At 70.5% G+C, this 11,333-nt stretch carries 13 protein-coding genes; 6 read left to right on the top strand and 7 right to left on the bottom strand.

Annotated features, from left to right (window positions below; all coding sequences use genetic code 11):
• Window positions 1-461 precede the first annotated feature (461 nt).
• Window positions 462-1,856 carry a class II fumarate hydratase gene (locus tag WCE39_RS05765; protein WP_343275731.1) on the top strand — a complete coding sequence of 465 codons (1,395 nt, stop codon included), beginning with the start codon at window positions 462-464 and terminating at the stop codon, window positions 1,854-1,856.
• 29 nt (window positions 1,857-1,885) lie between these two features.
• On the opposite strand, the gene WCE39_RS05760 is transcribed toward WCE39_RS05765, so the two are convergent.
• The 7 genes from WCE39_RS05760 to WCE39_RS05730 form a co-directional block, all read right to left on the bottom strand.
• Window positions 1,886-2,785 carry a universal stress protein gene (locus WCE39_RS05760; protein ID WP_343275730.1) on the bottom strand — a complete coding sequence of 300 codons (900 nt, stop codon included), beginning with the start codon at window positions 2,783-2,785 and terminating at the stop codon, window positions 1,886-1,888.
• 118 nt (window positions 2,786-2,903) lie between these two features.
• A complete protein-coding gene (locus WCE39_RS05755; RefSeq protein ID WP_343275729.1) occupies window positions 2,904-3,752 on the bottom strand; it encodes a DUF4097 family beta strand repeat-containing protein in 849 nt (282 codons plus the stop codon).
• A 67-nt stretch (window positions 3,753-3,819) separates the two neighbouring features.
• The gene (locus WCE39_RS05750; RefSeq protein ID WP_343275728.1) at window positions 3,820-4,536 is read right to left on the bottom strand and encodes a YggN family protein; all 717 of its coding nucleotides are present in this window, start codon (window positions 4,534-4,536) and stop codon (window positions 3,820-3,822) included.
• A gap of 29 nt (window positions 4,537-4,565) precedes the next feature.
• Window positions 4,566-5,612, bottom strand: coding sequence for a hypothetical protein (locus tag WCE39_RS05745; RefSeq protein WP_343275727.1), 1,047 nt, complete (start codon window positions 5,610-5,612; stop codon window positions 4,566-4,568).
• Entirely contained in the window at window positions 5,612-6,481 is an 870-nt protein-coding gene (locus WCE39_RS05740) for an ABC transporter ATP-binding protein (RefSeq protein WP_343275726.1), read from the bottom strand. The genes WCE39_RS05745 and WCE39_RS05740 overlap by 1 nt, the downstream gene beginning before the upstream one ends.
• Window positions 6,478-6,840, bottom strand: coding sequence for a GntR family transcriptional regulator (locus WCE39_RS05735; RefSeq protein ID WP_343275725.1), 363 nt, complete (start codon window positions 6,838-6,840; stop codon window positions 6,478-6,480). Before WCE39_RS05735 ends, WCE39_RS05740 begins: the two co-directional genes overlap by 4 nt.
• A 3-nt stretch (window positions 6,841-6,843) precedes the next feature.
• A complete protein-coding gene (locus WCE39_RS05730; RefSeq protein WP_343275724.1) occupies window positions 6,844-7,107 on the bottom strand; it encodes a hypothetical protein in 264 nt (87 codons plus the stop codon).
• A 181-nt stretch (window positions 7,108-7,288) separates the two neighbouring features.
• On the opposite strand from WCE39_RS05730, the gene WCE39_RS05725 reads away from it, so the two are divergent.
• From WCE39_RS05725 to WCE39_RS05705, 5 genes are read left to right on the top strand one after another with little or no spacing between them, the layout of a single operon-like run.
• Window positions 7,289-8,230: an FKBP-type peptidyl-prolyl cis-trans isomerase gene (locus tag WCE39_RS05725; RefSeq protein WP_343275723.1), complete on the top strand. Its 942-nt coding sequence runs from the start codon at window positions 7,289-7,291 to the stop codon at window positions 8,228-8,230.
• A gap of 34 nt (window positions 8,231-8,264) precedes the next feature.
• Complete coding sequence (locus tag WCE39_RS05720; RefSeq protein ID WP_343275722.1) at window positions 8,265-9,023, top strand: FKBP-type peptidyl-prolyl cis-trans isomerase; 759 nt, start codon at window positions 8,265-8,267, stop codon at window positions 9,021-9,023.
• Window positions 9,024-9,026: 3 nt separating this feature from the next.
• Complete coding sequence (locus tag WCE39_RS05715; protein WP_343275721.1) at window positions 9,027-10,370, top strand: UDP-glucose dehydrogenase family protein; 1,344 nt, start codon at window positions 9,027-9,029, stop codon at window positions 10,368-10,370.
• Between the two features lie 3 nt (window positions 10,371-10,373).
• On the top strand, window positions 10,374-10,589 hold the full coding sequence (locus WCE39_RS05710) for a SlyX family protein (protein ID WP_343275720.1): 216 nt from the start codon (window positions 10,374-10,376) through the stop codon (window positions 10,587-10,589).
• Window positions 10,590-10,595: 6 nt separating this feature from the next.
• A complete protein-coding gene (locus WCE39_RS05705) occupies window positions 10,596-11,303 on the top strand; it encodes a DUF2058 family protein (RefSeq protein ID WP_343275719.1) in 708 nt (235 codons plus the stop codon).
• Window positions 11,304-11,333: the final 30 nt, after the last annotated feature.

Raw genomic sequence — 11,333 nt, 5'->3', positions numbered from 1 at the left:
GCCAGTTTTGGGCGCCACGGCTTCGGCGGGTTGTGGTCGCGCGGCTTCGGGCGGGAGCGTGTCGCCGCCCCGCAGCGCCGCGCTTCGCGGGTTTTCGCGATCAGTTGGCTTCGGGGCGCAGAGCACGCAGCCTTTCGCACGGAAGCTGGGCTTGCCGGCGACACTCGATCGCGGGGTCTGGGCCGGCCATCTTCCAGCAAACCCTCGACGGTCGTGCGGGAGGGGGCTGGCGGGGGGAGTGCGGAGAGTGGGCCATGGATGGCCCACGCCCCTGCTTCCAGCCATGGATGGCTGGCGGCGGGGCGGAGCACTCCCCCCGCCAGCCCCCTCCCGCGGCGCACACCATCCAAATGCCGTCATCCAGGCGGTGTCGCCATCCAGGGATTGCCATGCCCCTCCCCGTCATCAGGGAGCCTACGATCGCCGGCGTATCCTCCAATGCATCACTAGTGGAGGACGTCATGGCTGCCAAGGATTTCCGGATCGAACACGACAGCATGGGCGAGCTGGAAGTGCCCGCCGATGCACTCTGGGGCGCGTCGACGCAGCGCGCAGTGGAGAATTTCCCGGTCAGCGGGCGGCCCATGCCGCGTGGTTTCATCCGTGCGCTGGGGCTGCTCAAGGCCGCGGCGGCCGAGGCCAACGCGGGCTTCGGGCTGCTGCCCAAGGGCCTGGCGGCATCGATCCGCAAGGCTGCCAACGAGGTCGCGGCCGGCGAACATGACGCGCACTTTCCGGTCGATGTCTACCAGACGGGATCAGGTACCTCGTCGAACATGAATGCCAACGAGGTCATCGCGACGCTGGCGACGCGCGCGGGCAAGCGGGCGGTGCATCCCAATGACCACGTCAATCTCGGGCAGAGTTCGAACGACGTGGTGCCCACGGCGCTGCGGGTGTCGGCGCAGCTGGCGGTGGTGGAAGATCTGCTGCCGGCGCTGCAGCACCTGCGCAAGAGCATCGATCGGAAGGGACGCTCGCTGCGAAAGGTGGTGAAGACCGGTCGTACGCACCTGATGGACGCGATGCCGCTGACGTTCGCTCAGGAGTTCGGAGCCTGGTCTTCGCAGCTGGCGTCGGCCGAAGCACGGCTGGCCGACACGCTCAAGCGCCTGCGCCGGCTGCCGATCGGAGGGACGGCGATCGGCACCGGCATCAATGCGGATCCCCGCTTCGGGAAAGCGGTCGCCAAGGCGCTGTCCGATGCCACCGGCACGCGATTCGAGTCCGCCGCCGACAAGTTCGAGGGCATCGCCTCGCAGGACGACGCGGTGGAGCTGTCGGGCCAACTCAATGCGGCGGCGGTGGCGCTGATGAAGATCGCCAACGACCTGCGATGGATGAATTCCGGGCCGCTGGCCGGGCTGGGCGAGGTCGAGTTGCCGGCGCTGCAGCCGGGCAGTTCGATCATGCCGGGCAAGGTCAATCCGGTGATCCCGGAGGCGACGGTGATGGCCTGCGCGCAGGTGATGGGCCACCACGTGGCGGTGACGGTGGCGGGACAGAGTGGCAACTTCCAGCTCAACGTGGCGCTGCCGCTGATCGCGGCCAACCTGCTGGACTCGGTCGGTCTGCTGGCGGCGGTGTCGCGGCTGCTGGCGGACCGGGTGATCGACGGGCTGGAGGTGCGGCGCGACGTGGTCGGGACGGCGCTGGAACGCAACCCGATCCTGGTGACCGCGCTCAATCCGGTGATCGGTTACGAGAAGGCCGCGGCGATCGCCAAGCAGGCCTATCGCGAGGGACGGCCGGTGCTGGAGGTGGCGATGGGGGCCACGGGCATGCCGGAGGCGAAGCTGCGTGCGCTGCTCGATCCGCTGGCGCTGACCCGCGGCGGGATCCACGACGCCGGTTGATGCCGTGGCCGCAGGTGCGGCAGCCGCAGCTACGGCTGGTCCTGGCGGCGCGCCCCGGGTTCGGGCACCAGCAGCGTGTCGCAGGGGCTGGCGTCGAGGACTTCACGGGCAACGCTTCCGATCAGCAGGTGGAACAGGGCGCCGCGGCCGTGGGTCGCCACCACCACCAGGCCCGCATCGATCGCCAGGGCGTGCTCGGCCATGCGGCGCGCGGCATCGCCGTGCGCGGCGGCGACCGGCAGCCCGGCGTGACCGTGGGCCGCGACGAAATCGCGGGCCTTCTGCATGATCGCTTCGTGCATGTCGCCCACGCCGCGTTCGCGGTCGCCGTCGCGCAGGCCGAGGTAGGGCGGTTCGAAGGCGGTGAACAGGCTGGCGGCGGTCTCGGGGAAGAAGCCGCGCGCGACATCGAGCGCATGCGCCGAGGACGTGGAGAAGTCGCTGGCGACGACCATCCGCGCGTAGGGTGCATGCACGCGGTCGCGCACGACCAGCAGCGGCAGGTGCCCGTGGCGCGACAGCCAGGTGACCGTCGAACCCAGCAGGTGGCGTCCGAACAGGGCATCGTGGGCGATGCCGGTCACCACCAGGCTGCAGCCGGTTTCGGTGGCCACGGATTCGACGCAGCTGCCGACCTGGCCTTCGCGCACCAGCAGTTCCAGTTCGAGCCCGTCACCGACCGGGCCGACGTCGCGCCGCAGGCGGGCGGCGGCGCGCAGGGCGGCCTGGCTGGCCTGTGGCGACGGCGGCAGGTCGCGGCGCGGCGGCGGCGCGGGCGTGGGCTCGACTACCGTCAGCACCACGAGCCTGGCCCGCCATGCGCGCGCAAGCGCAACGGCGCGGTCCAGGGCGCGGTCGCAGCGACCGTCAAGGTCGGTGGCAAGCAGGATGGCGCGCGGCGCGCCGCGCTTCCAGACGATGTCGCTCATGTGGCTTGTGGCCTCGCGTCGCTGCGGCGTGTCCATCCGAGTCTAGCCGCAGGCCGTCGAGGCGTCCGGTTGCGGTGCGCGGCCGGTACGCGGCCGCGACAACGCACGCCGCCGCGGCTCAGCGCTTGCGCGGAATGTCGACCTGGCCGGCCACGCCCTGGTGGTCAACCGAGCCGCTGCCCAGCGAACGCACGCGCAGGTCGCCGCCGATCACGCGGGCTTCGATGTCGCCCGAGCCCACCGAGCCCACTTCGACGCCACCGCCGATGCGCTCAAGGCTTGCGTCGCCGGAGCCGACCGAACCGAGCTCGACGCCGCCGCCCACGTCGCGCAGTTCCACGTCGCCGGAGCCGATGCTGCCTACGCGCGCGTCGCCGCGGACCTTACGGGCCGAGAGGTCGCCGGAGCCGACCGACCCGCCGTCCAGGCTGCCGATGTCCTGCAGCGAGATGTCGCCCGAGCCGACCGTCGCCCTGGCCTCGCCGCGGATGCCGCGCACCTCGGCATCGCCCGAGCCCACGATCAGGCCGAGTCGGGACAGGCCGCTCAGCCACGCATCGCCGGAGCCGACCGTCACTTCCACGGGGATGCCGTCGGGCACGGTGCCGGACAGGTCGAAATATGCGTAGTGGTCACCGAAGAACGACCAGCCGCTGCGCTCCTCGCGGTTGAGGCGCACGACCAGGCGGTCACCCTCGCGCGCCTGCTCCAGCTTCAGCCGGGCGAGGTCGTCCGCGCTCGAGGCGCAGGCGCGACCCTGCAGGCTGCCGGCGCGCCCGGGTGCGCCGTCCAGGCGCAGCTTGCTGGCGCCGACGCGGAACTCCACCAGGCGCGCATCGCCGAGGTCGAGTGCGAGCGACTGAGGGGCGCTGTGCTTGCACGCGCGGTCGCCGTCGGCCAGGGCCGGGGCCGACGCGACCGCCAGGGAGAGGAGGGCGAGGGAGAGCGTGGTGGCTGGAATGCGCATGGATGACCTCGTGTCTTGCAGGGGCCGGAGAGCCCGGGTCGCGCGGTGGGCGCGGTTGATGGGCGGATCAGGCAGTGATGGTCTCGCCTGCGTCGGCAGCGGGAGCGTCGTCGCCGGCGTGGTTCCCGCAGTCCTCGATGTCGCGCGGCGTCATCGTCGCGTAGGGGGCGAAGGCCGGCAGCGCGCCGGCGAGCGACTGCTGGCTGTCGTACAGCGCCGGCAACAGCGCGCAGAGCTTGAGCGCCTCGTCCTTGATCCTGTCGGCTTCGGCCTCGATCCGTGCCTCGTAGGCCTGGCGCCCCGCGTCGCCGCCGAACAGCGCGTCGCCGATCCCGGTCAGCGCGGTGCCCGCGACGTCCGCGCCCTGGGCGCCGATGGCCAGCCCGGCCAGCGCCACGCCCTCGAGGTGGCGGCGGTGCGCAACCAGCAGGGCACGCTGTTCCGGGGTGGTGGGAACCGCTTTCCCTTCGATCAGCAGCTCGCCGTCGGGCGTGAGTTCGGCCTTGGGCAGTCCTTTGGCGTCCTGTCCGCCGCCATAGCTGCGCCCGTCGATGGTGATCGCGAAGCCGTCGCCGATGTCCAGGTTCTCCGCCTGCAGCGCCTGGCCTGCCTTGGCGATCGCCTTGGCGGCCTGGCGACCGATGAAGGTCTTGCCGGCCTCGGCCCCGGTGGTGGGCGGTGCGTCCGCGGCGGGCGGTGCGTCCGGTGCCGGGCTGCAGCCGGCGGCCAGCACGCAGAGCAGGGCGGCTGAAAGGGCGTGGGATGCGCGCATCCTGATCGTCATCGGTATTCCTCCCGGGGTGGTCATCTGGGTCAGCCTTCGTCGCGCCAGCGGCGAAGGCGGGTGGCGACAAACAGCATGGCGATGCCGACCGCGACGCCGATCCACAGCTCCGGCTGCATCAGGTTCGAATACACGGCGGAGGGCTGGATCATGTGCAGCAGGCCCTGGGATTCGATGTCGGCGTGGCCGAGGCGGCTGATGTCGTGCCGGGTCAGGGGCACCACGCCAAGCAGCATGCGGGCCACGATGTTGCTCCAGAACCAATCGGACTCCACGCCGAAGATCCGGGTGACGCTGGACATGCTGACGAAGACGCCGGCCAGCACCGGGACCAGGACCGCCCAGAGGAAGGGCACGCTGCGCGCCCAGGCCGAGCACAGCATCAGCCAGCCGACGGTGGGCATGGCCCACAGGGCGTACACCGGGATCGCCGCAAGCACCGACAGCGAGATCGCCAGCGGGTTGCCCGGGCCCCAGATCAGCTCCCAGGGGCTGCCGCCGTGGATCATCACCGTGACGCTCAGCAGCAGCAGGAAGCCGAACATGGTGGCGATGGCGGCCAGCGTTGCCATCAGCGGGATCACCAGGACGGCGCTGGCCACCTTCGACAGCACGGTTTCGCCGTCAGACAGCGGCAGCGATTTCCAGAACAGCACGCTGCGGTCCTTGCGCTCGTCGTACAGCGCGCCCAGGCAGTAGAAGAACATCACGAAGACCATGACGATGTAGGGCCAGGCCGACGCGAGCATCATCGTCAGGTCGATGCCGCTGGCGAGCTGCGCCTTGTCGTCGGCGCTCATCTGCTGCGCAAGCAGGCCCAGGTCCAGGCCGTTGATGGACATCGTGCTGCCGTCGTCCAGGTGGATCTCGGCATCGCTGGCGGCGTTGCGCATGCCGACCATGGCGATGACGAAAAGCACCGCGGTCAGCAGCAGGGAGATCGCGCCCGCGATCAGGGGTGCCCAGAGGAATCCGCCCCGGTGCTCCCAGTACTCGCGCCGGAGCAGCAGGCTGAATCGACGGGTGCCGCGCGCCGGGGTCCGTGCCACCGGCAGGCTGTCAGTCGTGGCGTTCATCAGTAGGTTCCCTTCATGGTGGCGACGAAGAGGTCGGCGAGCCCCGGGGTGCGGGTTTCGCCGAAGGCGGCCAGGGCGGCCGGATCGGCGCCGTCGAACAGCATCACGGTCTTGCCGAATGGCAGGGCGCGTTCGTCCAGCGGCCCGAGCGCGCGCGCGCCTTCGGCCCGGCCGGCGTCGACCAGCACCTCGGTGAAGCGCTGGGCGAGGTCGTCCATCGGCGCGTCCAGCACGATCCGGCCGTCGCGGATGAACAGCGCATCGGTGAGGATGTGCTCGACCTCCTCGACCTGGTGGGTGGTGATGACGATCGTCTTCTCCTCGTCGAAGTAGTCCTCCAGCAGCCGCTGGTAGAACTGCTTGCGGTAGAGGACGTCGAGGCCAAGCGTGGGCTCGTCCAGCACGAGCAGGCGGGCGTCGATGGCCATCACTAGGGCCAGGTGCAGCTGCACGATCATGCCCTTGGACATTTCGCGCACCCGCATGTCGGGCGTCAGCTTGGTGTTGGCCAGGAAGCGCTCGCAGCGGGCGCGGTCGAAGCGCGGATGCACGCCCTCGACGAAGGCGATCGCCTCGCGCACCCGCATCCAGCGCGGCAGCACGGCGACGTCGGCGATGAAGCAGACGTCGTTCATCAGCAGGTTGCGTCCGGTCCTCGGGTCGCCGCCGAGCACCGAGAGCTCGCCCTGGAAGGGGACCAGCCCGAGGATGGCCTTGAGCGCCGTGGTCTTGCCGGCGCCGTTGGGGCCGATCAGGCCGACGATGCGGCCCGGCTGGATGCGGAAGCTGGCGCCGTCCAGGGCCGGCTTGCCCTTGTAGGCCTTGCGCAGGCCGCGGGCGTCGATGACGGCGGTGTCGTGTGCGTTCATGCAGAGTGTCCTTCGCGCAGGAGGTCTTCGGGCGAGAGGCCGAGCAGCCGGATACGCTCCAGCACCTGCGGCCACTCTTCGGTAAGGAAACGGTCGCGCTCGTTGCCGAGCAGCTTCCTCGAAGCCTCCTCGGTGACGAACATGCCCAGGCCCCGGCGCTTCTCGACCAGGGCCTCGTCGGCCAGCTCCTGGTAGGCGCGCGACACGGTGATCGGGTTGAGCTGGTATTCCGCCGCGACCTGGCGCACCGAGGGCAGCGCGTCGCCGGGCTTGAGCTGGCCATCGAGCATCATCGCGATGACCCGCTCCTTCAGCTGGCGGTAGATGGGAGCGCCATCGCTCCATTGGATGCCGGACATGGCTCAGCCTCCGATACGGCGCATGCCGTGGGCAAAGGAAAAATAGGGAAGCGCCAGTCCACGTCGCGCGCCTTTCGCGGCGCCGCCCTCGCGACGGCGGGGTTCGGCGGCGTCGTCAGCAGGCGGGTCCACGGCGTCCGCGGCGGTTCCCGGGGTGCCTGCGGTCCGGGCCGTGTGCCCGACGGGATCCGCCACCAGCAGGAAACCGGCCAGCAGCAGGCCCGTGGCGGAGAGCGCGGTGAGGGTGTGGTTGAGCTTGCGGTCCATGACGAACGTCCTGCTCTGGAAGACTGGTGTTGTATGCAACTATAACACCACCACACGCAGGATCAAGCCCCCGCGACCCCAACTGATGGCAGGGTCCGCCGCGATTGCCGCCACAGCCCGCGCCCGCGACAATAGGCGCTTCGCCGCCACGGACCGCGGCCAGAGTCCAGGAGCCTCCCCGATGAATTCCACGCTGCGCGGCCTGGCCGCGCTGTCCCTCGCCGCGGCCGTAGCGCTGGCCCCGGCAATCGCACAGGAGAACGCAGTGCCGTCAACGGAACGCGAGAAGAACAGCTACATGATCGGCATGGACGTGGGGCAGTCGATCGAGGCCGTCGGCCCCGACATCGACCGCGACGCATTCATGCGCGCGGTGGCCCACGCCCTCGACGGCGGCGAGCCGCTCGTCACCGAGGCCGAGGCGGCCACGATCGCTCCCACCCTGATGCAGCGGGTGGCCGCGCGCAGCGGGCAGCAGATCCCGGGCATGGCGCCGGGCAGCGTGCCGCCGGCGGTGGACCGCGACAAGGTCGGGCTGATCGTGGGTGCCGACGTCGGGCGCTCGCTCGCGCCGGTGAAGGACGAGCTCGACATGGCGATGTTCGCCCGTGGCGTGGCCACGCGGTTCGACGGCAGCGCGCCGCTCCTGGCCGACGGCGAGCTGGCTACGGTCCGCGAGGCCTTCGGCAAGCGCATGCAGGAACGCGCCCGTGCCGAAAGCGAAGCCGCCGCGCAGACCAACAGCGCCGCTGGCGCCGAATTCCTGGCGGGCAACAAGGCCGCCAAGGGCGTGGTGACCACGGCTTCCGGCCTGCAGTACATGGTGCTGCGCCAGGGCTCGGGCCCGCGCCCGACCGCTGATTCGCAGGTGCGCGTGCACTACGAGGGCAAGCTGCTCGACGGCAGCGTCTTCGACAGCTCATACGAACGCAACGACCCGGCCACCTTCGGCCTCGGCCAGGTGATCGCCGGCTGGACGGAAGGCCTGCAGCTGATGCCGGTGGGCGCCAAGTACCGCTTCTGGATCCCATCGGATCTCGCCTACGGCCGCAACGGCTCGCCGGGCGGCATTCCGCCCAACTCCACCCTGGTCTTCGATGTCGAACTCCTGCAGCTCCGCTGATCGCGGCGCTCCGTCCCCTTCCCGAGGTACACCGATGAATACCGCCGCCCGCACCATCGCGACCAGCCTGCTGGCCGCATCGCTCCTTGTCGCCCTGGCCGCCTGCAAGAAGATCGAGCCCGGGGCCGAAACGGCCGCTGCCGCCGACGACGCGACGCCCGCGACCCTCGAGATCAAGGGCCTGCCGACCGAGAAGCACCAGGCGGGCTATGCCATCGGCCTGCAGATCGGCGCCACGCTGTCCGAGATCAAGGACGAGGTCGACTTCGACGCCCTGGTCAAGGCCATGCGGACCTCGATGAACGGCGAGGATGCGCTGATGGACGAAGCCCAGGCGCGCCAGGCCTTCGAAGCCTTCGGCCAGCGCATGCAGGAGAAGATGGCCTCGGGCAACCGCGAGGCGGGCGAGGCCTTCCTCGCCGCCAACGCCGGGCAGGAAGGCGTGCAGGTCACCGCATCCGGGCTGCAGTACAAGGTGCTGGAGCAGGGCGACGGCCCCAAGCCCGGACCCGAGAGCCGGGTGAGCGTGCATTACAAGGGCACGCTGGTCGACGGCACCGTGTTCGACAGCTCCTATGACCGCGGCGAGCCCGCCGTGTTCACCCTGTCCAGCGTGGTCCCGGGCTGGCAGGAAGGCCTGCAGCTGATGCCGGCCGGCAGCAAGTACATGCTGTGGCTGCCCAGCGACCTCGGCTACGGCGACATGGGCACCCCGGGCGGTCCGATCGCCCCGGGCAGCGCGCTGGTGTTCGAAGTCGAACTGCTCGAAATCCTGGATTCCCCGGCGGAGTAAGGCATGCGCGTCAGCATTTTCGGCACCGGCTACGTCGGCCTGGTGACAGGGACCTGCCTGGCCGAGGTCGGGCATCAAGTGGTCTGCGTCGATGTCGACGCCGGCAAGATCGAGCGGCTGGGCCAGGGGATCATCCCGATCTACGAGCCGGGCCTCGAGCCGCTGGTGAAGTCGAACCACGCCGCCGGCCGGCTGGACTTCACCACCGATGCCGCGCGCGCCGTGGCCCATGGCGAGGTGGTGTTCATCGCCGTGGGCACGCCGCCCGACGAGGACGGCAGCGCCGACCTGCAGTACGTGCTCGCGGTGGCGCGCACCATCGGCGAACACATGGAGCGCCCGGTGATCGTGGTCGACAAGTCCACGGTGCCGGTCGGGACCGCGGACCGCGTGCGCGAAGCCATTGTAGCGGCGCTGGCCGCGCGTGGCGTCGACATCGCGTTCGACGTGGTGTCCAACCCCGAGTTCCTGAAGGAGGGTGCCGCGGTCGAGGACTGCATGCGCCCCGACCGCATCGTGCTGGGCGCCGACAGCCCGGCAGCGGTAGAGCGGCTCAAGCGCCTCTATGCGCCGTTCAACCGCAGCCATGACCGGTTCGTGGTGATGGACGTGCGCTCGGCCGAACTGACCAAGTACGCGGCCAACGCGATGCTGGCGACCAAGATCAGCTTCATGAACGAGATCGCCAACATCGCCGAGAAGGTCGGCGCCGACGTCGAGATGGTGCGCAAGGGCATCGGTTCGGACCCGCGCATCGGCTGGCACTTCATCTATCCCGGCGCCGGCTACGGCGGTTCGTGCTTCCCCAAGGACGTGCAGGCACTGGCGCGCACCGCCCAGCAGGTCGGCCACCAGCCGCTGCTGCTGGACGCGGTGGAAGCGGTCAACGAACGCCAGAAGGGCCACCTGCACGAGCTGGTGCAGCGCCACTACGGCGAGGCCGGGATCGCCGGCAAGACGTTCGCGGTCTGGGGCCTGGCCTTCAAGCCCGACACCGACGACATGCGCGAGGCCTCGAGCCGCCGCCTGCTGGCCCAGCTCTGGGAATCCGGGGCGCGGGTGCAGGCCTACGATCCCGAGGCGGCGGACGAGGCGCGTCGGATCTTCGGCGAGCGCGACGACCTGCGGTTCTGCGATTCCGCGCAGCAGGCGCTCGAGGGCGCGGACGCGCTGGTGGTGGTGACGGAATGGAAGCAGTTCCGCAGCGCCGACCTCGCCCAGGTGCGCGCCCGGCTCGCCGACGCGGTGGTGTTCGATGGCCGCAACATCTACCGTCCCGAGGACGCCGAGGGCGTGGGCCTGGCCTACTACGGCATTGGCCGCGGCCGTTCGGTGCGGGCGTCCTGACCGGTGTCCGCAGGCCTTGAAACACGCGTCGTCGAGCTGGAAACCCGCCTGGCCTTCCAGGAGCATGCACTGACCGAGCTCAGCGATGCGCTGGCCGACGCCCGGCGCGAACTGGCCCGGAACGACGCGCTGCTGCGCCGCGCGCTCGACGAACTGCACGCCAACCGTCCCGGGGTGACCGGCGATCCCGCCGATGAGCCACCCCCGCCGCATTACTGAAGAACGATGAGCGATTCGCTGAAAGACCAGTTGCTGGGCCTGGGCTTCAAGCCGGCCCCGGCTCCAGACCGGCCCAAGGGCCCCCGCGGGAAGGACGGCCGGGATGCCAGGGGTGGCGGCGCGGCCGCGCCTGGCGCACAGCACAGGAACCGGCGGGGTCCGCAAGCCGGCAAGGGCCCGCAGGACGAGCGCGGCCCGCGTGCCGGTACGGGCCCGCAGCGTGCGAAAGGCCCGCAGGGCGGCAGGGGGCCGGGTGAGGGCGGGCGTCGCCGCGCCGCGGCTCCCGAGGGCGACATCGACCTCGCCAAGGCCTTCGCCATCCGCGCCCAGCGCGAGAAGGACGATCGCATCCGCGCCGAGCGCGAGAAGCAGGAAGCCGCGCGCCAGCGTCGCGAAGCCCAGGCGAAGCTCGCCGCACTGCTGGAAGGCAAGGGCCTGAACGTCGCCGATGCGGAACACGTCCGCCACTTCGAATACGGCGGCAAGATCAAGCGCGTGCACGTGACCGAAGCGCAGCTGCGCGCGATCAACGCCGGTGAGCTCGGCGTCGTGCAACTCAACGGCCGCTACCTCGTGGTGACCCTCGACACGCTGGCCGAAGCCGAGGCCGTGTTCGCGAAGGCGGTGGCCCTGAGGGTCGACCCGGACGCGCCGGCCGCCGACGACCCGTATGCCGATCCGAAGTACCAGGTGCCGGACGACTTGATCTGGTAGGGCTGAAGAGCTTTTTTGCCGCGTAAATCC

Source organism: Luteimonas yanweni (assembly GCF_039548475.1).
In the GTDB taxonomy this organism is placed as follows: Bacteria; Pseudomonadota; Gammaproteobacteria; order Xanthomonadales; family Xanthomonadaceae; genus Luteimonas.
The sequence above is the reverse complement of the archived record's forward strand: the minus strand, read 5'-3'. Positions and strand labels throughout refer to the sequence as shown.

Bases quoted from the DNA above. Each gene is read 5' to 3' on its own strand.
- WCE39_RS05765 (WP_343275731.1), top strand. From the start codon at position 462: ATGGCTGCCAAGGATTTCCGGATCGAACACGACAGCATGGGCGAGCTG.
- WCE39_RS05760 (WP_343275730.1), bottom strand. From the start codon at position 2,785: ATGAGCGACATCGTCTGGAAGCGCGGCGCGCCGCGCGCCATCCTGCTT.
- WCE39_RS05755 (WP_343275729.1), bottom strand. From the start codon at position 3,752: ATGCGCATTCCAGCCACCACGCTCTCCCTCGCCCTCCTCTCCCTGGCG.
- WCE39_RS05750 (WP_343275728.1), bottom strand. From the start codon at position 4,536: ATGACGATCAGGATGCGCGCATCCCACGCCCTTTCAGCCGCCCTGCTC.
- WCE39_RS05745 (WP_343275727.1), bottom strand. From the start codon at position 5,612: ATGAACGCCACGACTGACAGCCTGCCGGTGGCACGGACCCCGGCGCGC.
- WCE39_RS05740 (WP_343275726.1), bottom strand. From the start codon at position 6,481: ATGAACGCACACGACACCGCCGTCATCGACGCCCGCGGCCTGCGCAAG.
- WCE39_RS05735 (WP_343275725.1), bottom strand. From the start codon at position 6,840: ATGTCCGGCATCCAATGGAGCGATGGCGCTCCCATCTACCGCCAGCTG.
- WCE39_RS05730 (WP_343275724.1), bottom strand. From the start codon at position 7,107: ATGGACCGCAAGCTCAACCACACCCTCACCGCGCTCTCCGCCACGGGC.
- WCE39_RS05725 (WP_343275723.1), top strand. From the start codon at position 7,289: ATGAATTCCACGCTGCGCGGCCTGGCCGCGCTGTCCCTCGCCGCGGCC.
- WCE39_RS05720 (WP_343275722.1), top strand. From the start codon at position 8,265: ATGAATACCGCCGCCCGCACCATCGCGACCAGCCTGCTGGCCGCATCG.
- WCE39_RS05715 (WP_343275721.1), top strand. From the start codon at position 9,027: ATGCGCGTCAGCATTTTCGGCACCGGCTACGTCGGCCTGGTGACAGGG.
- WCE39_RS05705 (WP_343275719.1), top strand. From the start codon at position 10,596: ATGAGCGATTCGCTGAAAGACCAGTTGCTGGGCCTGGGCTTCAAGCCG.